16 protein-coding genes and 1 pseudogene are annotated in these 24,234 nt (G+C 44.2%); 9 read left to right on the plus strand and 8 right to left on the minus strand.

Translation table 11 applies throughout. The features are described from left to right. Positions 1–76 precede the first annotated feature (76 nt). The 5 genes from BDE27_RS11000 to BDE27_RS11020 all read right to left on the minus strand — a co-directional run bounded on the left by BDE27_RS11000 (position 77) and on the right by BDE27_RS11020 (position 5,881). Entirely contained in the window at positions 77–1,183 is a 1,107-nt protein-coding gene (locus BDE27_RS11000) for an ABC transporter permease (protein WP_099131180.1), read from the minus strand. A gap of 13 nt (positions 1,184–1,196) precedes the next feature. Beyond that, positions 1,197–2,357 (minus strand): ABC transporter permease, encoded by a 1,161-nt coding sequence (locus BDE27_RS11005; protein ID WP_099131181.1) that lies wholly within the window; start codon positions 2,355–2,357, stop codon positions 1,197–1,199. Next, on the minus strand, positions 2,354–4,090 hold the full coding sequence (locus tag BDE27_RS11010; RefSeq protein WP_099131182.1) for an ATP-binding cassette domain-containing protein: 1,737 nt from the start codon (positions 4,088–4,090) through the stop codon (positions 2,354–2,356). Before BDE27_RS11010 ends, BDE27_RS11005 begins: the two co-directional genes overlap by 4 nt. An 8-nt stretch (positions 4,091–4,098) precedes the next feature. Then, the gene (hlyD, locus tag BDE27_RS11015; RefSeq protein ID WP_099131183.1) at positions 4,099–5,106 is read right to left on the minus strand and encodes a secretion protein HlyD; all 1,008 of its coding nucleotides are present in this window, start codon (positions 5,104–5,106) and stop codon (positions 4,099–4,101) included. Positions 5,107–5,185: 79 nt separating this feature from the next. Continuing rightward, positions 5,186–5,881 (minus strand): transcriptional regulator, encoded by a 696-nt coding sequence (locus tag BDE27_RS11020; RefSeq protein WP_099131184.1) that lies wholly within the window; start codon positions 5,879–5,881, stop codon positions 5,186–5,188. Between the two features lie 370 nt (positions 5,882–6,251). On the opposite strand from BDE27_RS11020, the gene rhlE reads away from it, so the two are divergent. The 4 genes from rhlE (at position 6,252) to BDE27_RS11040 (ending at position 15,428) form a co-directional block, all read left to right on the plus strand. Beyond that, positions 6,252–7,568 carry an ATP-dependent RNA helicase RhlE gene (rhlE, locus tag BDE27_RS11025; protein ID WP_099131185.1) on the plus strand — a complete coding sequence of 439 codons (1,317 nt, stop codon included), beginning with the start codon at positions 6,252–6,254 and terminating at the stop codon, positions 7,566–7,568. Positions 7,569–7,571: 3 nt separating this feature from the next. Next, complete coding sequence (dusC, locus tag BDE27_RS11030) at positions 7,572–8,498, plus strand: tRNA dihydrouridine(16) synthase DusC (RefSeq protein ID WP_099131186.1); 927 nt, start codon at positions 7,572–7,574, stop codon at positions 8,496–8,498. A 439-nt stretch (positions 8,499–8,937) separates the two neighbouring features. After that, the gene (locus BDE27_RS11035; RefSeq protein WP_099131187.1) at positions 8,938–10,044 is read left to right on the plus strand and encodes a hypothetical protein; all 1,107 of its coding nucleotides are present in this window, start codon (positions 8,938–8,940) and stop codon (positions 10,042–10,044) included. A 314-nt stretch (positions 10,045–10,358) separates the two neighbouring features. After that, complete coding sequence (locus BDE27_RS11040; RefSeq protein ID WP_099131188.1) at positions 10,359–15,428, plus strand: RHS repeat domain-containing protein; 5,070 nt, start codon at positions 10,359–10,361, stop codon at positions 15,426–15,428. Positions 15,429–15,738: 310 nt separating this feature from the next. Here BDE27_RS11040 and sseA read toward each other — a convergent pair whose 3' ends face one another. Both sseA and BDE27_RS19475 read right to left on the minus strand, forming a co-directional pair. After that, a complete protein-coding gene (gene sseA / locus BDE27_RS11045; RefSeq protein ID WP_099131189.1) occupies positions 15,739–16,578 on the minus strand; it encodes a 3-mercaptopyruvate sulfurtransferase in 840 nt (279 codons plus the stop codon). A gap of 39 nt (positions 16,579–16,617) precedes the next feature. Continuing rightward, positions 16,618–16,773, minus strand: a complete 156-nt coding sequence (locus BDE27_RS19475; protein ID WP_167450587.1) for a hypothetical protein — start codon at positions 16,771–16,773, stop codon at positions 16,618–16,620. Positions 16,774–17,010: 237 nt separating this feature from the next. Between BDE27_RS19475 and dinG the strand changes: the two genes are divergently transcribed. The 3 genes and pseudogenes from dinG (at position 17,011) to BDE27_RS11065 (ending at position 20,361) form a co-directional block, all read left to right on the plus strand. Continuing rightward, the gene (gene dinG / locus BDE27_RS11055) at positions 17,011–19,146 is read left to right on the plus strand and encodes an ATP-dependent DNA helicase DinG (RefSeq protein ID WP_099131191.1); all 2,136 of its coding nucleotides are present in this window, start codon (positions 17,011–17,013) and stop codon (positions 19,144–19,146) included. Positions 19,147–19,418: 272 nt separating this feature from the next. Next, positions 19,419–19,609 (plus strand): annotated as a pseudogene (locus BDE27_RS20440) (Tn3 family transposase); the annotation flags it as partial. 410 nt (positions 19,610–20,019) lie between these two features. Further along, positions 20,020–20,361 (plus strand): cupin domain-containing protein, encoded by a 342-nt coding sequence (locus tag BDE27_RS11065; RefSeq protein WP_099131218.1) that lies wholly within the window; start codon positions 20,020–20,022, stop codon positions 20,359–20,361. Positions 20,362–20,498: 137 nt separating this feature from the next. Here the strand turns inward: BDE27_RS11065 and BDE27_RS11070 are convergent, their stop codons facing one another. Beyond that, the gene (locus BDE27_RS11070) at positions 20,499–22,637 is read right to left on the minus strand and encodes a TonB-dependent receptor (RefSeq protein ID WP_208638587.1); all 2,139 of its coding nucleotides are present in this window, start codon (positions 22,635–22,637) and stop codon (positions 20,499–20,501) included. Between the two features lie 212 nt (positions 22,638–22,849). Here BDE27_RS11070 and BDE27_RS11075 point away from each other — a divergent pair, with 212 nt between their 5' ends. Continuing rightward, on the plus strand, positions 22,850–23,248 hold the full coding sequence (locus BDE27_RS11075) for a hypothetical protein (protein WP_099131193.1): 399 nt from the start codon (positions 22,850–22,852) through the stop codon (positions 23,246–23,248). A gap of 13 nt (positions 23,249–23,261) precedes the next feature. Beyond that, the gene (locus BDE27_RS11080) at positions 23,262–24,221 is read left to right on the plus strand and encodes an ABC transporter substrate-binding protein (RefSeq protein ID WP_099131194.1); all 960 of its coding nucleotides are present in this window, start codon (positions 23,262–23,264) and stop codon (positions 24,219–24,221) included. The last annotated feature ends 13 nt before the right edge of the window (positions 24,222–24,234 follow it).

Below are 24,234 nucleotides of genomic sequence, written 5' to 3' on the forward strand. Positions count from 1 at the left end.
TTTTTTGATATAAAAACCCTGCCTTGTCAGGGTTTTTTAAAAGGTCATTTAATCTTTCGAATCTGCTTTAAATTTATCAGGCAATCTTACTTCGAAACAGCCGATAAGCGATCCCTCCAGTTGTTGCAGTAATCACCAATAAAGGCCATAAGTTTGGCCAAATAACGGATAAATCAGCCCCTTTCAAATAAATCTGCTTGGTAATATCTGTAAAATGCCGGATTGGGTTAATCCAGGTGATGTTTTGTAACCAAACGGGCATATTCTCGACCGGAGAGATATAACCAGAAAGCAAAATAGCGGGCATCATAAACACAAATACACCAATAAATGCTTGTTGCTGGGTGGAACAGACAGCAGAAATCAGCAAACCGAAACCCACCAGGGATAAGCCATAAATCAACATACAGCCATAAAATAGCAGCAATGAACCCGCGAAAGGAATTTGATAGAACAGTGTTCCAATCAGCAAAACAATGCTTGCTTGCATCGTTGCCACAACCAATGCCGGAATGGCTTTGCCAAGGAAAATTTGCCAGGTTGCCAGTGGAGAGACCAGCAACTGATCCAGCGTTCCTTGTTCCCGCTCACGGGCGACTGACAATGCTGTGACAATGAGAACACCAATCGTAGTAATCATGGCAACCAGCGACGGTACGACGAACCACTTGTAATCCAAATTGGCGTTATACCAGTTACGCACAATGAGTTCACTATTATTGAAATTAGGGGCATTTCCCAACAGTTGTTTTTGGTAATCCATCACAATCTGCTGGATATAGTTGGCTGCAATTTGGGCACTGTTTGAATTACGCCCATCCAACAAAACTTGAATTGATGTCGGGTTATGGTTGGCGAGATCAGCACTGAAATTTTGTGGAAAGCGCACCAGCAATAATGCCTTGCGGTTATCCAGAGTAGGGCGGATCTCTTGCGAACTAGTTAGCAAAATAACATCAGGAAATGCTTTTGATTTTGCCAACCGTTGGGTCAATTCAATTGATGCATGTCCTTTATCCTCATTATAAATAGCAATGGTGGCATTTTTGACTTCCAGCGTTGCGGCCCACGGAAAGAGGATCATTTGTATAATCACAGTTAAAATCAAAATGTTCCGTGTTTGCGGTTCTCTCAGAAGAGACTGTAACTCTTTCATGATGAGTGTATACAGACGATAAAACATGCTCTTTCCTTATTTACTCCAGATGCCGACGGGTTTTCCACGCGGTCAGGCCGATAAAGACAATGGAACTGGCAATTAGCAGGAGCAGGTTTGTCATCAACACAGTACCAATGTTCCCAGCCAGAAAGAGCGTCTGTAGGCTGCTGACAAAGTAACGAGCCGGTATGACATAAGTCGAAGCCTGAATAAGTACGGGCATACTGTCTATCTCGAAAACAAAACCAGACAACATAATGGCAGGCAAGAAAGCTGCATTGAGAGAAATCATCGCCGCATTGAACTGATTACGTGTTAGGGTGGAAATTAGTAACCCCATACCCAGGGCAGTAGCGAGATAAAGGCTGGAGACTAATGCTAATATCCAGAGTGAGCCGCGATAGGGAACTCCCAGTACAAACACTGTGAATAACATGCAAAGTACCATGACAAAAGACCCCAGCATTTGATAGGGTAATAATTTAGCGAGCAACAATTCGGTGCGGGTAACTTGGGTCGAAAGTAGTGCTTCCATGGTTCCGCGTTCCCATTCACGGGCGACGACGAGCGAGGTAAGAATTGCGCCTACCACGGTCATAATAATTGAAACAGCACCAGGAATAAGGAAATGCTGGCTAATGGCGGCGGGATTAAACCAATAGCGGATTTGTGTATCAATCAAGGGAGTCGTTGCAACCCCACGATTTTGCCCTCGCTGTTGTAACCAGATTTGCCAGATACCTTTGGTATAGCCCTGCACAAAATTGGCGGTATTAGGTTCACTGCCATCGGTAATAACCTGGATGGGGGCATGGCCGTCTGCGCGGGCAAGCTGGGCATCAAAATTGACAGGGATGACGATAATGCCCCGAATTTGGTTTTCCTGCATTTTTTTGATTAAGAGCTGGCGATTGTCGCTGATGGTGGCATCAATATAGGGCGATCCTGTAAATACATGCACCAATTCTCTGGCGTCCTCGCTCTGCTGTTCCATTAGAATACCAAGGCGAAGCTTGCTGGAGTCCAGGTTAATGCCGTAACCAAAAATAAAGAGCAACATCAAAGGGATAACTACCGCAATCAAAGCACTGCTGGGATCACGGACAATTTGCTTAGTCTCCTTGATACAGAGTGCTTTCAATCGACGCCATGAGAAACTGACCGCTTGTTGGGATGTTATATGTTCAGGATGACTCATTGCGGCTCCTTATCGTAGTTCAACACGAGATCGATAAAAGCATCTTCCATGGAAGGGTTAGGGAGCTTATCCGTGGTAACCAGTTGTTTCAGTTCATCGGGCGTTCCGGCTGCAATCAATTTGCCTCTAAATACCAGCCCGATACGATCACAATATTCGGCTTCATCCATAAAGTGGGTTGTGACCATCACAGTTACCCCTTTGTCTACCATGCCATTGATATGTAACCAAAATTCTCGACGGGTCAGCGGGTCCACACCCGAAGTGGGTTCATCCAAAAACAGAATATCAGGTTCGTGCATCAATGCGCAGGAAAGGGCAAGTCGTTGCTTAAACCCGAGCGGAAGGCTATCAGTCTTTTGATGTAAGATTGGCCTAAGATTGAACGCTCGGATCATATCAGACATCTTTTCTTGTTGATGGCGACCTTTCAAGCCGTAAACACCGGAGAAAAACTTAAGATTCTGCTCAACAGTCAGGTTGCCATAAAGTGAAAATTTTTGGGCCATATAGCCAAGGTGTTGGCGGGCTTTGCCTGAACCGGTTTTTAAATCCATATCCAGAACCAGCGCTTTGCCTGAAGTGGGGATCATTAAACCACACATCATTTTGAAGGTAGTCGATTTTCCGGCTCCATTTGGCCCCAATAGGCCGAATATTTCCCCTCGTTTCACCTGAAAATCGACTTGGTCAGTGGCAGCAAAATCGCCAAATTTTTTAGTCAGGCTACGGGCTTCTATCACGGTTTCCGTTGGGTTTGGTGGGATTTGAGGCATTATTTCTGCCAATTCGGAACGATGGGATGGGCCACCACCCAATAAGTCGATAAATGCATCTTCGAAACGTGGTTCGGCCTCGAAGAGATTGGCTTCAGGCAACCCTATTTGTTGGAGTAATGCATTTTTATCCGCTTCTTCTTTTAAGATCAGACGAACATATTTTCCCTGAATTACACCATCAGTCACTTGGGGCAAGGTGAGGGCATGTTGCAACATTTTGCGCCGCGCATCTTGTTTGACATCAAGCAAAAAAGATCGACCCGCAATATTTTGGGTTAATTCTTGTGGCTGGCCGCGATAGAGCAGCTTACCTTGGTTCATAAGCAAAACATCACGACATAATTCGGCTTCATCCAAATAAGAGGTGCTCCATAAGATCAACATGCCGTCAGAAGCGAGTTCATGAACCATTTGCCATAACTCACGGCGGGCGATGGGATCAACGCCTACACCAGGTTCATCCAGTAGCAAAACTTTCGGGCTACCTAATAAAGTGCAAGCAAGCCCCAGTTTTTGTTTCATGCCACCGGACAATTTCCCGGCTAACCGTCCGGTAAAATGGGTTAAATCCGTGAAGGTGAGTAATTTCTGAAAGGTAGTTTTGCGCTCTGCGCCCAGTACACCACGCAAATCGGCATATAAAGTGAGATTTTCCATTACGGTTAAATCTTCATACAAGCCAAATTTCTGCGGCATGTAACCGAGGTCAGAACGTACTTGAACACTGTCCTTGATGGGATCAAGTCCCATAATTTCAATATTGCCGCTATCAGGCTTCAATAATCCGGCTAACATTCTTATCAGCGTGGTTTTTCCAGCACCATCTGGACCGACAAGACCCGTCACTGATCCACCCTGAATTTCTGCTTGTAGATGGGATACAGCAGGAACGTCTAATCCTGGAAAAGTTTTCTCCACACCGTTCAGTTTTATCGTATAAGCTGAACTGGTCATGTTATCGCCTACTTATTTGTTTCAGTAAAATTTATTTCAGCAAAACGCAAGGTAACAGGCATTCCTTGTTTCAGTCCCTCATCAGGATTAAGGACAATGATGCGCAGGCGATAAACTAAGTCTGTTCTTAAATCAGGTGTTTCGACATTTTTGGGAGTAAATTCGGCAGTGGGAGAAACAAAACCGATTTTGCCATGATAGGGCTGGTTTTTCCGCCCATCGGTATAAATCAAAACTTCCCGTCCAGCGGTAGCCTGATTGAGATGAGGTTCATCAATATATGCCCTGATCCAAACGGGATTGGTGAGGGACAGGGTAAAAACCGTGTTGCCCGCCGCCAGCATGGTGCCTGGTTCAATGGCTCTGGTTAGGATCATCCCTGCCGATGGAGAAGTGAGTTGAGTATCTTTCAGGTTGAGTTCCGCCTGTGCTACGGTTGCTTCTGCCTGAGTAAGTTGGGCTTTTGCTGCCGCAATTTCTTCTATGCGATAACCCGTCTCGAACTGACGCAATTTATCTTTTGCCGCCTGGTAAGCTGCCAGTGCTTGATTGCGTCCAGTTCTGGCATTTTCCAGATCATTATCTGAGATGGTTTTGCTTTGCCACAAGCCTTGTTGGCGTTTCAGGAAGCTATCGGCAAAATGGAATGCTGACTCTTTTTGTTTTACTTCAGCACGTACTTGGGCAATTTCTTCGCTGCGATAACCCGCTTCAGCTTTGGCAAGATTGGCCTTGGCGACATCACGAGCCGCTTTGGCCTGATTCAAGGCATTAATAAAGGGGGTATCATCAAGGCGACCAAGTGTCTGGTTCACCGTAATGGCATCACCTTCATCCACTTGTAGATCAGCCAGTTTACCGGCAACCCGAAAACTGAGGTTGACAGTCCTGACATCGACATTGCCATACAGGGTTAGCTCCCTGCTATTTTGTTCCTGATAATAGTAGATACCGACAATCGCACTGATAACAACAATGAGCGCCAATAGGGCAAGAGCAAACTTTTTACTGTTCATACCATCCCTTATGCCTTGTTCAATTTATACCCTCTATCTTTCAAGTGGTGGCTTCGTTGGTTATGCCATTGCTTAAGAGTTATTGGGTATGTATTTTTGATTTCTCTCTTAACCCATCAAGCAATAAATTGATGTGTTGAGATAAAACCTGATTGATTAATTCGTATTCTTTGGCGCCAATATTGTCCCATCCGGTTTGGCGCAATAAGGCTTCCCTGGCCAGACGGAAAGAAAGGATTTCACCCAATAAAGCATGAGTGTGAATCTGGGTGGAAATTTGGCGTTCATCGGCTCCGATATAATTGGCGATGAGTTTATTCAACCGCGAATAAATTGGGGCTAGTCCCTGTTCATGCATGACACTGTAAGCCTCTGTTGGCGTCAATTGTTCATGGGACATGATCCGGCTGATATTGATACTGCTTTTCTCGAAAATCAGGCGGTTATAGCTCACCATTCCCTGATGAATAAATGCCAGTATTGGGTCTTTTGGATAGGGTTTGGGTGTCTTCTCAAAAAAATGATCAATGGCTTCAATGAGAGGTGAAAACTCTGCTTTTAGCTTATCGGCAATATGTTGCACAACGGCGAGGTATAATCCTTCTTTGGAACCGAAATAGTATGCGATAGCTGCGATATTTTGCTGTGCATGTTGGGCAATGTTGCGGGTAGTAGCGCCATCCAGACCTGATTTGCCAAAAATTTCTATTGCTGCTTCCAGAAGTTGTTGTTTGGCGTGCTCGCCTCGTAATGTCTGGGCCTTCTTTGCTACCATGTCAAAATATTTCCTGTGACAAAGAGTTTTCGGGAGTGCTGAAAACTATATCAATCGTATGATTAACTTTAAAACTAAAGTAATTAGATGTAAAGTTGCTACAAATTGTCTTTTTAATAGACACCCATAAAAAATAATCGTCCAGTTTTGGCTCATTTCCCTTGGCTAAAGAGATTTAGTCAATTTTAGACGAATTTATTGCTCTCTTTGGCCTGCGTGGAAAGACATATCTGTTATAATCATGCCCTATTTATATACGGTGCATTGCAGTTTGTGTAGTTTCTTTGCGTTTTACCGCGTCTGTTTTCTTCCCATAAAACTGCCCCTGAATTGATATCAGGCATGGTGAAGTCTGGAGTATTTCTTATTTATGAATTTTGAGTCACTCGGCTTGAAGGCTGATATTTTGCGTGCCGTTGAAGAACAAGGCTACGTGGAACCCACCCCTATTCAGCAGCAGGCCATTCCTGTTGTGTTATCCGGCAAAGATCTGCTGGCCAGTGCCCAGACAGGCACGGGAAAAACCGCAGGGTTTACTTTGCCTATCTTGCAACTTTTGTGTGAATCCCCGATTCAGGCAAAAGGTCGCCGTCCTGTCAGGACGTTGATTTTAACCCCAACCCGAGAACTGGCGGCTCAGGTGGGGGAAAATGTACGTAGTTACAGCAAATATCTCAAATTACGTTCATTTGTTGTATTCGGCGGTGTCAGCATTAATCCGCAGATGATGAAATTGCGCGGTGGTGTGGATATTCTGGTAGCAACGCCGGGGCGTTTGCTGGATTTGGAGCATCAAAATGCGGTAGATCTTTCTCGCGTAGAGATTCTGGTTCTAGATGAAGCTGACCGCATGTTGGATATGGGCTTTATTCACGATATTCGTCGTGTGTTGAACAAGCTGCCAGCAAAACGCCAAAATTTACTCTTTTCTGCGACATTCTCTGATGAAATTAAAAGCCTCGCCAATAAGTTACTGAAAGATCCAGTAAGCGTAGAAGTGGCACGGCGTAATTCGGCCTCTGAGCAAATTGAACAAGCAATCCATTTTGTAGACAAAAAGCGCAAGGGTGAATTGCTCTCTTATATGATCGGCAGCCAGAACTGGCAACAGGTGTTGGTATTTACGCGAACCAAACATGGTGCAAACCGGTTGGCGGAGCAATTGAACAAAGATGGTGTGACTGCTGCTGCGATCCACGGCAACAAAAGTCAGGGGGCAAGAACCCGTGCGCTGTCTGATTTTAAGACAGGGAAAATCCGCGCGTTGGTGGCAACGGATATTGCTGCCCGTGGACTGGATATTGACCAATTACCCTATGTCGTCAACTATGAGTTGCCAAATGTTGCCGAAGATTATGTGCATCGAATTGGTCGTACTGGGCGTGCAGAAGCTACTGGGCAAGCAATATCGCTGGTGTGTGTCGATGAACACAAACTCCTGAAAGATATTGAGCGCCTATTGAAGCGAGAAATTCCACGCATTGCCATTCAGGGTTATGAACCTGATCCTTCTATCAAAGCTGAACCTATCCAAAACGGGCGCAATAGCCGTGATAATAACTCTCGTGGTAATAATCCTCGCGGTAATAACCCACACAGAAATGGCAAACCAAGCCATTCCAAACAAAACCGGGTAAATAAAAATCGGGCAACCAAAACTCCACGTGCTTCGGTGGCGGGAGAGTAATCCATGCGCGTTTTGCTGGCTCCGATGGAAGGGGTTTTGGATTCTCTGGTTAGAGAACTGTTGAGTGAAATCAATGACTATGACCTGTGTATTACTGAATTCCTGCGTGTGGTTGACAGCTTACTGCCGGTAAAATCTTTTTACCGGTTGTGCCCTGAACTGCATTATCAGAGCCGTACACCATCGGGAACGCCTGTCAGGCTCCAGCTCCTTGGGCAATATCCAGAATGGTTGGCAGAAAATGCTGTCAGGGCGGTTGAGTTGGGATCATGGGGTGTCGATTTAAACTGTGGTTGTCCGTCCAAGACAGTAAATGGCAGTGGTGGAGGCGCTAGCTTATTAAAAGATCCCGAACTCATTTATCAGGGAGCTAAAGCTATGCGTGAAGCCGTGCCTGCACATTTGCCGGTAACGGTAAAAGTACGTCTGGGATGGGATTCTGCTTCACGCCAATTTGAGATTGCGGATGCCGTCCAGCAAGCGGGTGCAACCGAGCTGGTTGTGCATGGGCGGAGCAAAGAAGATGGTTATAAAGCAGAGCGTATCAACTGGAAGGCGATAGGGGAGATTCGGCGTCGCCTTGCTATTCCTGTCATTGCCAACGGTGAGATTTGGGATTGGCAGAGCGCCCAAGAGTGTATCAAAACGACAGGATGTGATGCTGTGATGGTAGGCCGTGGCGCCCTGCATGTGCCAAATCTGAGCCGCGTAATTAAATATAACGAACCAAAGATGCCATGGAGTGATGTACTTAAGTTACTGCAAAAATATACTTATCTCGAAAAACAGGGTGATACGGGGCTTTATCACGTTGCCCGTATCAAGCAATGGCTGGGGTATTTGCGCAAAGAGTATAATGAAGCGGATGAGTTATTTATGCAAATCAGAGTATTAAAAACATCTGCTGAGATCGCCAATACTATCGTTTAAGACAGTTGCTCGCCCGATAGGGATAGGGTGGGGAGCAGTCACAGTCTCAACTTTCTTAATTCTTAACGGTAATTATTTTCCCCAGTGACACATCGCTATATCGCATGATGTTATATAGATAGGGGGCTGTCTGTGTCTCTGGGATATATATTAATGAATTTTTATCATTAAATAATATTATGAAAAAATATATTATTAAATAATAATTTGTTGCCATTTTTATTTTAATTTCCATTTGGCTGTTTAAGTAATTTAATTTATGTAATATTATTTTTGTAATTTATTCTGGAAATATTTCAGTGTTGGATATAATATTATATATACCTAATTTGAACAATGGGATGTCGCTATTGTTTTTTAATATCGCAATGGAAGAAGTCAAGAATTCCTTAAAAGGATAATGAGTTTTTTATTCTTATTTTTTCAAAGGGGAATTATAATGAACACACAAAAAAGAAATGGCTTTTCAAAAAAAATCATGAGGCTACCCACCTTTAATCTTGAATTATTTGGTGGAAAAAGGGAAGGTCATCTGTTTGCTAATGGAAATATGCAAGTTGGTATCATTATTAATATACAAGCTGCGACCGATAATGAGGAGGTGGTAACCTTATCTCCTGAACAATTAAATAGTATTGAATTAGTTAATAAAATAACAGGTGAGAAATTATCTGGTGATTGGCAATACAGTTCTGAGGAAAACGATTACCGTCACCAGTTTCCAGGACGTAGTATAACAAGAGACACAAATTTATCATATGGAAAAGACGCGCTCAGTGATGACTCTGAACCTCAGAAAAAAATTTATTGGCTGAAAACAAAAAAAAGTGAACTCATCGAAATAATAGCAAAAGTTACATTGGATGGAGAAACGTATTCATCAGATGATTCTCATTATAAGGGATCACATATTGTTGTTACAGGTCATGAACCAATCACTTATCATTTTGATGATCTGGTGCCAACACCACAAATTGAAGAAAATGTCGCCTATGGCACATATGAATTAAAACGGACCATCACTGTAATTGATATATTAGGAGGAGAGCATACGCAAATTTCGTTTCAATACCCGGAATGGACTCAAAATAATTATTATCTTTTTCCTAAAAAAGGTCAGGGGTATGCAATTCATGATGTTGAAATTCGAAATACCATAAACGATGAAGATACCTTTAAGTATGATTACCGAAGATTTACCCATCATACAAGAAGTAACAATCTTTACCTTTGGTTTCTTTGGGGGACATATAGTGCCAAGAGAACAGCTGGAGCTGCTTATCGGGTCGTAATAAATGATTCCCCAGATCTCAGTAGCAGTCTGAAAAGGGAAGCTACCCCACAAGAGGAGATAGTCACAACAACACGCACCGATGTTGTTAGTTTGAGTAGGCTTTATTTCGAAAGCCCGGGGGGTGATAATTTTTGGGTTGATGAGGCTGACCAAATTCCACAATTCAAATTCCGCGATATCTATGGTAATGAGTCTGTCTTTCTAAAAATTATCATGGACAATGCAGATTCGTTTCACCTACGGGAGGGGTGAATGAGCAAGAATGACGTCTCTATGCAAAATAGTTGCTATTTTATGCAATAAATGCATCAGATTTTACATACAAGCGTCAAAAAGCCAATGTTTATACAAAGTAGAATCTTGCCATGATAACAACGAAGAAAAACCCAAAGTCTATCGTGCGGATCCTGAATAATAAGTCTGAAATGGCTACTGCTTAAAAAAATGAAGATGTTTGCTCTCTCTATAATATTTTTGTCAGTCGCCGTAGTAAATTTTCCTTGAGCATCCTCTGATTATGAAATGAGAAATACGTTTTTCCATAAATAAAAAAGAGAGGCGCTAAAATGCCATATGATTTTTTCTCAAATGCCCACAACTTTCAAAGTGCGGCCACAGGCAGCGTTGACCCACGAACCGGTTTGTTTACTTATACCATGCTGGTTGCCCAGTTAACCGGCAATAATCATCTCGGACCAACCCAGACGATAGCGCTGGCGTATAACCCGCTTAATACCGACAACCAGGGGTTTGGTATTGGCTTTTCCCTGGGGCTGACCCAGTATGACAGCTGGCAACGGTTATTAAGTCTCTCCACCGGTGAGCGCTATAAAGTGGATGAATATAAGGACGCCGTCTATCTGAAACAGTATAAGCAGGATATTGTGCGGTTTGAAAAGGACGTTGCACGGAATGTTTACTGGGTGATCCATAAATCGGGTACAGTTGAAGTGTTGGCCGGGCCGAACAATGCCTATCACCTCAAAGTTCCTACACAGATATTTACCCCGCTAGGCCATTCTCTGAAACTGGACTGGATTTATAAGACGGAGACTATGCCCCGTCTTGCTGCTATATCGGACGAAAGGCGGGTGCTGTTAAAAATCGAGTATAAAACGGCTTTTTATACCCGTATTACGGTCTGGCCCGAATCATCGGAATCTTATGATATCCGATTACTCTTTGATAATGATAAAGTCACTCAGATTAGCAATGAGACGAGTAACCACACATTAATTTGGAAGCTGGAATATGATTCAGACAGCGGTTTTTTAAACCGGGTTTCATCTCCGACAGGTGCCACTGAATTTGTTGATTACGATTTTGACGGCCATCAGTTTCCCAAAGGGGCAGAATTACCACCTTTGCCTTATGTCACCCAGTACACGCAACATACAAAGCAAGGTCCTGAAATCATCAGGCACTATAAATATACCGAATATAATTTTTTGGGTTATGGGAGTAACGAGAGCTGGAATGATGATGAAGATTATCTCTACGGTGCCTTAAGCAATTACTGGTATGGCTCGACCGAACGCTGGGACAACGGCACAACGCAACGCCATATTACCCGAAAGTATAATAAATACCATCTATTGGTTTCCGAATCTACGGAGCAAAATGGGTGCAAGCGGGTGCATAAGACCGACTATTATGCCCAAACGGGGTTGTCGTTTGAAAAACAACCCCCTCAGTTCCAGATGCCGAAAACGGCCAGTGTCAGCTTTAATGATGCCTCTGACGTGGAGGTTGTTCAGACCGAATTTGATGAAGCGGGTAACCCGACAATGCAGATTGCCCCGGATGGCACCCGCACTGACTGGGTTTATTATCCGGTAGAGGGGGAAGAAGGTGCCTGTCCGGCCTCACCGCATGGCTTCGTGCGTTTTGTCAAATCCAAGACCGTTACACCCGGTAAATCCTCTCCTGAAGGTGTTTATGATGATGCGCCGATATATCAGGTGGTTTATCGTTATGATTCACTACCCACACTCGCCGGTGCACCCTGTGCTTATACTGTGGTCTGCACCTATCAGGGCTGGCATAGCTCAGGCCAGTTGTTGCATAAAAGCCAGACCAGCTATGTGAATGATGTGAATTCTCCCGATCATGGGCGCATTCACCGTATTGACGAGACCCGCTATGCCACCTTGGAAGGAAAGATCGCTGCGGCGGGCAAGACATGGACAAGCCAGCAAACCTTCAGTTATATCCTGCGAGGTGAGGCACTGATAAAAAGCACCGAATGGACAGGGCATGACCAGCTTAGCTTCACAACCCAAGTCACTCAATCGCAGGTCAGCGACAAGTTATGGCATGAAGTGGATGCACAGGGACGGACTACTGATTATGTCTATGATGATATTGGACGTATTTCAAAGCATATCAGTAATGCCCATACCGATTATTGCCAAATGGTGCAGTATGATTATGCCATTGAAGCGATTGGGGCGGTGACGACAACGAAAACCGATGTGTGGGGCAATCAGGTGCGTATCCGCTTTAATGGGTTGGGACATGCCTATCAGAAGGAAATACTGGAAAAGGGGCAGCCCGATCAGCGCTGGCAGTTAGTGTCTGAAATGGAGAGGGACAGTTGGGGACGTGTGGTGACCCAAACGCGGCATGACTGGCTGCCAGTGGAAAATGGCACTGACAGTGCATCCCGTGTGGTTCAGGTTTCCTCCCATCAACGGATTGAATATGATGACTGGGGAAAAGCACATCGGATTACCCAAGATACCGGCGGGAGCATCCAACACGATTATGATCCGGTGACCCGCACCGCGCAGATCACCCGACAGGCGGAAGGGCTGTCTTTTAGTCAATGTACGGTGAAGTACAATAAACGTCACCAGCCTGTCACGTTAACGCTCTATGATAGCCAGGGCAAGCAGCATAGCCAGCAGTACCATCACTATGATGGTCTGGGACGATTGCGGGCCACCTTTGACGCATTGGGGCAAAAAACCGAGTACGCCTACGATTTATTGGGACGATTGTTGACGATAAGTTACAGTGATGGCACTGTTGTTCGAAAATCTTATGCCCCATTTACGGCAGACAGTTTAGTGACGCAAATTGCGGTTGGCGATAAGGTGCTGGGTACGCGTAGCTTCGACAGCCTGCATCGCTCGATTTCAACCACCAGTGGCGGGCGTACCTACTGTTCCTCCTATCAGGGGGAAAACCCCTATCCCAGCCAGATCATTGATCCGTTGGGTCAAACGACGTTGTATACCTATGAACCCTTGCTCGGTCAGGCCTTGACACAGGTGGATGCGGGGGAAATACAGCAGCGCTTTACGTATGATCCCAAGACTGGGGTAATGACGGAGGCCAGTGCCGCCCAACGGGCTACTCATAGTATGGGATATACCGCTTCCGGACGTTTGCAGCGGGAAACCTTCCGTTTTGAGGATGCCAAGGCTGGGGCTGCACGAGAGGCAAACTATACCTATTCCCCTGTCGGCGGACTGACTGCTTATCAGGATGTGACAGGAAAAAATTGTCATGTCAGTTTTGATGAGTTTGGCCGTCCGATTGCAGCGCGGGATGCTGATATTGACGTTGTATTAACCTATGATGCGGCCAGCCGGGTCAAGAGCTGGTGCGTTCACGATAAACAGCATGACAAAACATTAACCACCACGCTCAGTTTTGATGATTTTGAGCGTGAAACTCAACGCCAAATCCAGACGGAAACGGATACGCTGACGCTTGAACAGACTTATACGGTCACAGGACAAATAGCATCACGCATGACCCGTTCACAGAATGCTGGTTTGTTGCGTCAGGAGAATTACACGTACGATCCCGCCCGTTATTGGCTAACAGTGTATCACTGTACTGGCTCAGAATGTCCACGTGATGCCTATGGCTTTAGTATTACCCGTCAGCGTTTTACTTATGACCATTTGGGTAACATCCTCACTTGTGTGACGACCCTCAATGATGGAAGCTGTGATACAGCGACATTTACCTACAATCCGTCAGATCCTTGTCAGTTGCATACCGTAACCCATACGCACCCAGATTATCCAGCCACAATCACTTTGGTGTATGACGCTGCGGGTCGCCTGATACACGATGAGGCTGGTCGTCATTTAACTTATGATGTCTTGGGGCGGTTGATTTCAGCCAGTTTAAGTGACACCACCAGTACCTATACTTATGATGCGACCAACCGACTGGTGCTGCAACAAATGGGAACAGACAAGACCCATGAACTTTATTATCAGGGGGCGACGCGCATGACAGAAATTCTGCGCGAAAGTGGCATGGCGACCCGACTGTTACGTGCTCAGGGGGAACTCGTTGCTACCATTACGGATACCCATACGCATTTATTGGGTACTGATAGACATAGCAGTGTGTTGGTTAGCGACAAAAGTGATGGTACCCAAACCCGCTATCGCTATTCGCCTTATGGGCAGCAGGCAGAAGAGGAACGCAACCCTGATATTCCGGCTTATAATGGTGAGCGTGTTGATCCCGTGATGGGAACTTATCACTTGGGTAATGGCTATCGGGCTTATAATCCGGTTTTGATGCGTTTTAATGCGCCTGATGGCTGTAGTCCGTTTGGCGCAGGGGGGCTAAATGCGTATGCCTACTGCCTCGGTGATCCCATTAATCGTATTGATCCTACGGGGCATATCAGCTTGGGCAGCCTGTTTGGGATTATTGGCGGAGTCATCGGGTTGGTTGTTGGCTTGGTTGTGGCTATTCCCACTGGCGGGGCATCACTGGCTGGTGATACTGCCATTATTGCGGGGCTTGTTGCCGATGTCACGGGGATTGCCAGTGCTGCCACAGAAGACAGCAATCCCAGAGCCTCAGCAACGCTCGGATGGATCTCTCTGGGGCTTGGGGCGCTGAGTCTGGGAGCTGGTGTTCTTGGCGGTATTGCGACAGGCATGAGGAAAGTAGGTGAGCAATTGATGGAAAGTTTTAGTCATGGATTGAGTGGAAGAGGAGAGCAGCGTGGTATGAACCTGGCTCTTCCAGGGGGAGTACAAAATAGTACTAGCGATTATGTAGTCGCGTTTAGGAATGCTATAAATGAAGGGAGGGTTATGCGCGTTGAAAACCCTGCAGGAACTGGTATTTATACTATAGGACTTGAAACTCAAGGATTATTACCTGAGGGAGAAGTGGGACACTTAAGAAGAGTATTCTTTAGGCCAAGAGGAGATAATTCCACTATAGAAATTATTAATAATATGATTCCATTAGGAAATGTAGTTGAACGTCCAGTAGATATCTCGAGTGGACAATTTGAAGCATTATATTTGAACTTTACAAATACCAGTATATTAGGTACTGGTGATATGTCTTCTCGTGTGGTTGACTCTGTCAATACACTTCGCCTTATCGTGCAATCTCATATAGTAGAGGGACTTCAAATGAATAACAATACTATAAACACGATGAAAGAGTTATGGCAAGAAGCTGGATTTTCTCGTTTTAAGCTCAATGACTGGCTATATTATATGATACGAGAAGCATTTCCTACCGCAGATTTCCCGCCCAATATTTTATTAAATGATACAGCATTTCAATTTTTTAATAATAATTTTATTCCAAAGATTAGGGTATTTACAGCATTAATAGAGGCGAGATTGCACTTGTAATATAAGTTAGTTTAACTATTAGGCGCTTAATTTTATTTTATGTTCCATGTCCCAACAGGCCGAACACTAATTAGCCTGTTGGTTCATTTATTGCAACTTTTACAATTTGCAATTCTTTTCGTTGGTGTCTTAAATTAAGGCGTAGAAGAGAAATTGAATTTGTAAACCAATAAACTCATCAGTTTTGGAGGTTGTCTATGGGTATTCTGTCATGGATTATCTTTGGCCTCATTGCTGGCATCCTTGCTAAATGACAAGACAGGGCATGTTACTTTGATGCCCTTTGTTACGATTGATTATTTCGAATAATCTATTTTTCTAATGGAAGTGAATCATTGGCTCCCCATTCAGCCCAGGAGCCATCGTATAATCTTGCTTCCTTATGACCAATCATATCAAGCCCCAAGACTAAAATAGCGGCTGTCATACCAGAGCCACAACTGGTAATGATAGGTTGGTTTAAGTCAACGCCCTGTTTGCGAAATATTGCCACAATTTCTTCTGCTGACTTATAACGCCCATTATCAATCAGGGCCGTCCACGGAACATTTTTAGCGCCGGGAAGGTGTCCCATTCTTAGACCTGGACGGGGTTCTGGCACTTTTGCCTGAAAACGGTCTTCTGCTCTGGCATCCACAAATTGTACTGCTACCTCATTACGGAGAGCATCAAGGATCTGCACCTGAGAACAGACTTTTTCAGGGGTAAACTGCACATTGAAAACTTCAGGTGAGCGGGTAACTTTTCCTGATTCGGTTGGATAACCAGCTTGTTGCCAGCCTTGTAAGCCTCCTTCGAGGATACGGATGTGATGGGCGCCAAAGATTTTGAATGTCCACCAGGCCCGTGGGGCGGAAAACATATTGCCTTGATCGTAAATTACCACCAGATGATCTTCACTGATGCCCATTTTACTGACAGCCTGACGGAAAGTTTCTGGCTCCGGCAGCATGTGTGGCAGGTTGGTTTGTAGATTGGCAACTTTATCAAGATCAAAAAATTGTGCGTCCGGAATGTGTTTCTCTAACCAGAGTTGGTGATAATCAATGGATTGGGTGGGCATTGGGGCACTGGCATCAATGACAATGACATTCTCATCATGAAGATGTTCGTTTAACCATTGTGAACTGACAAAATATTCATTTTTCATGAGATTCCTCATCTGGTGTTACGATACAAACCAACATATTTATTGTGGCCCTGTTGGCGTATTTTCCTGCTGAGTCTGTTGTGGCGTTTCTTCTGGTGTGGTTGAACGGGTATATATATTCATCCCTGCCAGAAAGATCCCACCCATTGAACCGATGGAAAATAATATAATGATAATGAGCAGGATTTTTTTCATCTCTGTGTCCAATAAGGTTTTAATAAAAAGATTATAACAATCATCAAAATCCAAAAGATAGAAAGGCAAAAGTATATCGGCTTCTCTATTTCAGACAAGCACTAACCCATTTTCTTGCATTCACTTTTGGCATTGACAGAAAAAGTTGGCAACCGTTTCCCAATAATGGCCTTATGAAGCTGATTTGGGATTAACTCTATGGGAGAATAGCCTCCTCATTTTTCAGCAGCAAAACTTATGGCACTTTCCAGTTCAATAAAAAAACAGATAAGTCAGTGGTATAAATCATTGTCTACTCATATTGATGGTTTCATTCCACGCGCCCCGCAACGCCAAATGATCGCTGAGGTTGCCAAGACATTGGCGGATGAAGAAGGGCGGCATTTGGTGATAGAAGCACCAACAGGAGTAGGAAAAACGTTGTCCTATCTGATCCCTGGGATTGCCATCAGTCGGGCAAAACAGAAACCATTGGTAGTCAGTACAGCCAATGTTGCTTTACAAGATCAAATCTATAGCAAGGATTTACCGCTGCTGCGTAAGATTATTCCTGATCTGAAATTTACCGGCGCTTTTGGTCGGGCACGTTATGTCTGTCCGCGCAACTTGGAAGCCATTTGCGCCGCAGAAGGGGAGCAGATTGACTTGATGTTTCTGGTTGAAGACCAGACTGAAATAGCCAATAGTGAAGAGCGGGAACTATGCCGTCGATTGCGTAGTGATTATACGACATTTGTTTGGGATGGCTTACGTGATCACCATAAACTGGCACTGGCAGATTCTCTGTGGACAAAAATTAGTACGGATAAAATGAACTGTCTGGCACGCAATTGTCAGTTTTACTCCCGTTGTCCATTTTTTCTTGCCCGTAGGGAAATTGAAGATGCAGATGTTGTCGTTGCCAATCACTCTTTGGTTATGGCTGCGTTGGAAAGTGAATCTGTTTTGCCGGAAGCAAAAAATCTGTTGTTGGTTCTGGATGAAGGGCACCATATTCCCGAAGTAGCAAGGGATGCCTTGGAAGTTGAAGGGGAAATAACCTTATTCCAACTTAATGGGCAGTTAGATGCATTTATCCGTCATGTAGAACAGTACCTGGTTCAATTCCGCCCGACAAAACCGCCTGCTTTGGCAAATATCCCTCGATTGCAGACTCATTGTGCAACAATCCGTGAATACTTTACGGAATTGGCGGAGATAACACAGGCATTATTGCCTGAGCGTGGTGAAGCGGAAGAATACCTATTCGAACTGGGAAAGTTACCGGATAGTTTACTGCTATGCTGTCAGCAATTATTTAAACTCACTGATGGATTGCGTGGTTTGGCGGAAGCGATTTTAAATGATTTAAGTGATCAGACAGCCAAACAAGATATTGTCCGCTTGCATCGTGCTATTTTGCAATCCAGCCGGATATTGGGTTATTTTGAGAATATAACAAGACTGTGGCGTTTGGCTTCACAAGAAGAGTCTTCCCATGCGCCGATATCAAAATGGTTAACGCGCCGCTATGAGAAAAACCAATCACATCTTTATTTTCATTGTGCCGGAATTCGGGTCAGCGAACAGTTAACTCAGCTACTATGGCGCACCATTCCTCATGTTGTAGTGACATCGGCCACGTTATGTTCACTAAATAGCTTTTCCCGCATTCAAGAACTTACCGGATTACACCAAAATTATGGTGATCGTTTTATCAGCCTGTCATCACCTTTTGAACATGTGCGACAAGGGCGTTTGGTCATTCCTCAAATGACACAAGAGCCGACCATTCAGCATGAAATGCAGCATCTTGAGGAAATGTCACGTTATTTTCGTTCCCAACTGATGGCAGGGAAACATCGGGGAATGTTGGTACTTTTTAGCAGCCAACGAGCAATGGAAGGGTTCCTGACTTTTGTTACAGACTTGCGGTTGATGTTATTGGTACAAGGTGATCAGCCTCGTTATCGATTAGTAGAAACACATGGCAAGCGTATTGATGAAGGACAAACCAGCATTCTGGTTGGGTTGCAGTCATTCGCAGAAGGATTGGATCTAAAAGGCGATTATCTTTCACAAGTCCATATCCATAAAATTGCATTTCCCCCCGTAACTAATCCGGTGATTATTACTGAAAGCGCATGGTTGAAATCTTTAAAACGTTATCCATTTGAAGTACAGAGTTTACCCAGCGCTTCCTTTAACTTGATCCAACAAGTGGGGAGGCTAATTCGTAGCCATGAGTGTTATGGTGATGTGGTGATTTATGACACTCGGTTATTCACCAAACGTTATGGTTCACGTTTATTGAATTCTTTGCCGGTATTTCCAATTGAACGGCCAAAGGTGCCGTCGGAAAAGGAATTGGCGATAATGAAAAAGGATAAATAACTCAAGGATGGGTTATTTATCCAATCACATTGCATCAGTGTTCCATTCTGATGACTTGGTTTTGATGTATCTTATAATCATTGATCATTAACCCTTGCAAAAAATTCTCATCATGAGGGCTTAAAATAAAATTTTTTTGTCGGCAAAGGATTCGATCTGCGCCCTAAAAAAAGTGATTAATTTTAAATCAATATCATTGGTGGGTTCATCAAAAATATAAACATCAACATCAACATCAACATCTACTATCTAGGCAATTTCATGTAGTTACCCTTGACAGAACCCCAAAAGATTTGCGCAAGCTGGTTGGCGGGAAAAAGACCTTATTATTGCAAACTGGCCGGATCTTTTTCGATGCGCAATAATAATGCCTTCAGGAAAAATCAAACCAATCCAGTTATTGAGTAAGCTTGCTTCTTACCCACGACAAAATGAACTGGCAACAGCCTTACGTGAAGTGAGGTGAGTAGAAAGAACCCTGAGAATATTTGTGGCCTTGCGAAGGAAAAGCTTAGAGTGTCATTTTGCCCCCTACCAGAACCGCCCCCTATTTATAGAAATTTTTACAAGAAAATGTCATTAATCAATGATGCCAATTATATTGATAATCATTTCTATTTGCATTATCGTAATGGCGTTTTCCTTCTCAGGAGTTCATGTCTCTTCCTGATGAACGTTTTGTCAACCAAGCAAGCCACATAATGTTACAGGATATTGTCATTGATGGGAGCGCAACGCTCGGTACCTGATAAACCGAATGTTTAAATCTGTTTACCTGTATGCCACTATAAAAAACGGAAAAACTATAATTCCATGGAATGGGTAAGTATTAAAAATTTAAACCAAAAACTAGTTAAAGGAAAGGAATATAACATGAGCCATATTGCAGCATTGAGAAAAGTCAATAATTTAAAACAAGAATTTGATTTAATAGAAGAAATATGGTCACCGAAGGTGATAGCTCAAACAAACGAATATAAGATAATCATATTACTCGCTGAGGGTGATTTTATGTGGCACACACATGAAGATGAAGACAAGGTGTTTATGGTTATTGAAGGTGAACTTCGTATAGATTTTAAAAATGATCACGTAATAATAAAGCAAGGTGAGTTTTTTGTGGTACCTAAAGGGGAAGAAAGTAAGCCTTCGTCCAAGGAATTAACCAAGCTATTATTAATAGAACCCTATATAATTGCGAATTCAGGCCAATAAATTATTAATAAAAATTGTCAGGTCGTGAATTCAGATAATAAGTGTTACGCGTGATTTGAGATGGAGGTAGGGAGAGCGGCTGATTAGCTCCCCCTGTTCCTACCACCTACCAGTCGGTGCGGTCAATGTGCTGATTTTTAGAAGCGTACTTTCATACCGATACCCACTTCACGCGGCTCCAGCATGTATCCTGAAGTCCCAGCCTTACGATCGTTGTATTTCTGTGTCGGCGCACGTCTGTCAAAGATGTTATTTCCGTAAGCAAAGAGTTCCAGATAGTTGGTCGGATTATATGATAAACGGAGATTGGACACTAAATAGGAACTGACTCGCAACTCGGGATCGTTCTGGTCATTTGAGAAGTAACGATCTACGTAACGAAGATCGCCACTCAGGCGAACTTTTTCGATGATGTTCCAATCAGCACCGACGTTAAACATGTAGCCAGGCGCTTTAGCGAATTTTTTTCCTTCAAACAAGTTGCCTCGATAATCGGCAAATTTTTTGATTTCGGTATGGAGCAATCCAAGTCCACCACGTAGGCGAAGGTTGTCCAGCACACGATAATCGGCCCCCAGCTCAAGTCCATAGGTTACCGCCTTATCGGCGTTGACAAGGATAGAACCGTTAGGTCTGTCTTCCGTGTAATCCTCTACAGAACTCTGGAACCCCTTATAATCTGTATAAAAGATATTACCGGTTACCAGCAATCGATTATTGAGCGCGTTACCACGCGCAAACAACTCGTAATTCCAAGCCTTCTCTGGAGCGAAGGTGTAATAGGAATGCCCAGAGAAATTCACACCTGTACCACCCGGCGCATAGCCTTTGCTTATCAGAGTACCGATGGTTATATCGTCAGTAACGTCATAGGCGAGAGAAACTTTCGGGAGAATAGCATGGAATCCTTTGCTATATTCATGATAAACGCCGGGCACATAGCTGGTGACCCCTTTATGCTTAACCTGGTCATATTGATAACGTAAACCGCCAGTCAGAGCCCATTTTTCCGCAAAACGCCTGGTAGTCTCTGAGAAAAGACCGACACTGGTATTAGTCAGATCGGCATCTGCCTTGCCCAACTGATTATCAAGCACATTCGTGGCCTTATCACGCGAATAATAGAGCCCTGTCACTCCACTCCAAATTGAATATTCATCACCAAAGTTCAAACGTATTTCGTTGGAAACATTGTTCGAATCGCGATTTGCGATACCTGGAATTGCCTTCGTGAAAGTGTAACGGTACTTCGATGCAGAATATTGGAGCTGGTTGGAGAGCACCATATCGTTTTCGAATGTATATTGAAGATCTAAGATGCCGACATCACTGTTGGTCTTGGCTCTGTTGGTGCTTAGCGTCAAGTTATTCAAATCACGGTAGGGTAATGACGCCGACTCACTGTCAGGATTTTTTGCGGCCATATGGGAGTAGGTCAGTTTGGCCAACCAAGGGCTATCCAGCGGTTGCCAAAGTGCCTTAACGCGGACATCCAGATTTTCGAAATCTTTGTTCATATCAGAATCAGAGAAACTGGGGTTGGTATATTTAATGAACGTATTTCTGCCGCTGTAATCCATGGCGAGGCGTACTGCGAGATCGTCTGTCAATGGGCCATTGACAGTAAAGGAAGCACGTTTCTTTTGGTGGCTTCCGTACAAAATCTGCCCATCGAATTCAGGGGTAAAGGTGGGATCATTAGTCTTGACAATCACCGCACCGGCGATGCTATTTGCCCCCTGTGTCGTCGTTTGTGGGCCTCGGAATACTTCTACTGAATTCACGTCCCAAACAGGCCCTCTCCCCAAACTAAATTCAGCGGAGCTGATATAACGTCCATCAACACTGATGGTCGCTCGCGGTATGGGTTTGGAAAGAAAAGTATTCCCTCCTACGAGAGGCCCGTTTGTCTCAATACCGCGAATACTCGGCGCACCTGTACTGCTAGTGTAAAGCACATTGGGTGTACCCTGCAAAATATCAACGATAGTTGTCGCCTCAGGCTTACTCTGTATCTCCTGCCCGGAGATAACCGTGACTGAGCTTGACGTTCTCTGCAGAGATCTTTCTGTTTTTTCACCCGTTACCGTGATGACATCGGCGTCATCGCTCCCCGTTTTGTTTTTCTCTGCTTGAGTCAAAGCGGTAGCTTGTCCCCCCAAGGACGATAAGGAAAACAAAATCGCACTGCTAAGTAACACTTTTCTGCGCGAAAAAAGCAGATTCCCCATCTTTATACCAATAGGCGTGACTGTCTTTATAGATTTAATTCTCATTATCATTATCATTAACGTTCACAGGCTGCCAATATTATGTTAACCTTCACATTTGTCAATTGTATATTTGTCAGTTCGCTTCAAATACGGCAGCCACTGCAACGCACATTCTGCGGGCAGCATTAGTCCTCCTATGTGGCATTTAATGGATATTGGCTCGTATTAATGCATTGTGAAAAACGACAGCTCAGTTTGATAAAACGAGAAAATCCATGTTGAATATTGATTCAGGAAAGTTATCGCACGTATCTGACAACCGGAAGACTATCGCAGCGCATGAAAAAGACACCAGAGACACTATCAATAATTCAATGCCGTATGCAGATGTACCATTCGATCTTATTCAACAATCGTTGGGGATGACACCTGAGAATGACCTAATCTTCGACGTTTATATTCAGATTCATGCCAATAATGTGCTGAATGATGCCCTTAAAACCCCGCCTGGTAGCGATATACGCTACTGGCAAATCGATTCCGATAAAAAAGCATCCATGTTCGGTCTTAAATTCGAAATTATGGAAGATGTTAATGAACCACCCATTATGGATGTGATTCGGTCAGGGGCGGTTTGTTATCTGACCGAGCCATATAACCCTACTCCGCTCTGAAAGAGAAAACGTTATGCGATCTGCTATTACTGTCATATTACTGTGCTTGATGGGGACATCGGCCTTTGCTGCAACGCGGCAGGTCACGGATACTATGGGACGGGAAGTCGTTATTCCTGAGGAACCCCAACGTATTGTGGTGATGAGCGAGCCAGCTATCGGTCTGCCCCTAATGGAACTGGGTGTTCAACCGGTCGGCAGTTATGGTCGTTCGGAAGATGGCACCTATCAGTTTGGTGCAGATTTCGTCGATGCTGTGCTCGGTGAAGGATACACAAAACCACAAGGTATCAGTGCTGGTCGGGAGATCGATCTGGAAAAACTTTACGCACTTAAACCCGACCTTATTATTGGAACAGAATTCGATATCGACAAGGTAAAACAGCTTTCAACGGTGGCTCCTGTTTATCTGCAAAATTTCCTTTCTGGAAAATTCCATCATTTCAATATTGAAGAAAATTTGGCCAGACTTACCGGGCGTGAGCAGAATTTTCAAGAACGGCGGGATATGTATTTACAACGCGTAGCGGAAACGCGCGAACTTTTGCCGGAAAATCCGGCTAATAAGACCTATCTACCTATTCTTGTAACAGATCAGATCAATGTCGTCGGAGAAGCAACTGGTTTCACTCAAGCATTGGAAGATCTTGGTTTCACCCGCTTGAATCTCTCGGCACAAGGCGGTCTTTCTGCCCCCTCATCTCAATTACTTTTACAGTTGAGTGCCGACAAATTAGGCGAACTCAATCCGGACGTTCTGGTAGTACTCAACAGTTGGGGCAGCAAGGAGCACGATGAGAACGCTATTCGTTCCGCACTTGATAGGATTGTGCCTGGATGGGCTCATTATATGAAACCCGCTAGCGAAAAACGGATTATTTTTCTTAATGCAGGCAAAGTTTTTACCCCCACGTTTGCCAGTGCGGAACATACTCTCAGAGCCGTGGGAGAATGGGCTAAGACAAAGCAATAAAATGATCTCGTCC

It is taken from the genome of Xenorhabdus ehlersii, from assembly GCF_003610465.1.
Classification (GTDB): Bacteria; Pseudomonadota; Gammaproteobacteria; order Enterobacterales; family Enterobacteriaceae; genus Xenorhabdus; species Xenorhabdus ehlersii.

Coding starts and splice junctions, on each gene's coding strand:
- BDE27_RS11000 (WP_099131180.1), bottom strand. CDS start 1,183: ATGTTTTATCGTCTGTATACACTCATCATGAAAGAGTTACAGTCTCTT.
- BDE27_RS11005 (WP_099131181.1), bottom strand. CDS start 2,357: ATGAGTCATCCTGAACATATAACATCCCAACAAGCGGTCAGTTTCTCA.
- BDE27_RS11010 (WP_099131182.1), bottom strand. CDS start 4,090: ATGACCAGTTCAGCTTATACGATAAAACTGAACGGTGTGGAGAAAACT.
- hlyD (WP_099131183.1), bottom strand. CDS start 5,106: ATGAACAGTAAAAAGTTTGCTCTTGCCCTATTGGCGCTCATTGTTGTT.
- BDE27_RS11020 (WP_099131184.1), bottom strand. CDS start 5,881: ATGGTAGCAAAGAAGGCCCAGACATTACGAGGCGAGCACGCCAAACAA.
- rhlE (WP_099131185.1), top strand. CDS start 6,252: ATGAATTTTGAGTCACTCGGCTTGAAGGCTGATATTTTGCGTGCCGTT.
- dusC (WP_099131186.1), top strand. CDS start 7,572: ATGCGCGTTTTGCTGGCTCCGATGGAAGGGGTTTTGGATTCTCTGGTT.
- BDE27_RS11035 (WP_099131187.1), top strand. CDS start 8,938: ATGAACACACAAAAAAGAAATGGCTTTTCAAAAAAAATCATGAGGCTA.
- BDE27_RS11040 (WP_099131188.1), top strand. CDS start 10,359: ATGCCATATGATTTTTTCTCAAATGCCCACAACTTTCAAAGTGCGGCC.
- sseA (WP_099131189.1), bottom strand. CDS start 16,578: ATGAAAAATGAATATTTTGTCAGTTCACAATGGTTAAACGAACATCTT.
- BDE27_RS19475 (WP_167450587.1), bottom strand. CDS start 16,773: ATGAAAAAAATCCTGCTCATTATCATTATATTATTTTCCATCGGTTCA.
- dinG (WP_099131191.1), top strand. CDS start 17,011: ATGGCACTTTCCAGTTCAATAAAAAAACAGATAAGTCAGTGGTATAAA.
- BDE27_RS11065 (WP_099131218.1), top strand. CDS start 20,020: ATGAGCCATATTGCAGCATTGAGAAAAGTCAATAATTTAAAACAAGAA.
- BDE27_RS11070 (WP_208638587.1), bottom strand. CDS start 22,637: ATGAGAATTAAATCTATAAAGACAGTCACGCCTATTGGTATAAAGATG.
- BDE27_RS11075 (WP_099131193.1), top strand. CDS start 22,850: ATGTTGAATATTGATTCAGGAAAGTTATCGCACGTATCTGACAACCGG.
- BDE27_RS11080 (WP_099131194.1), top strand. CDS start 23,262: ATGCGATCTGCTATTACTGTCATATTACTGTGCTTGATGGGGACATCG.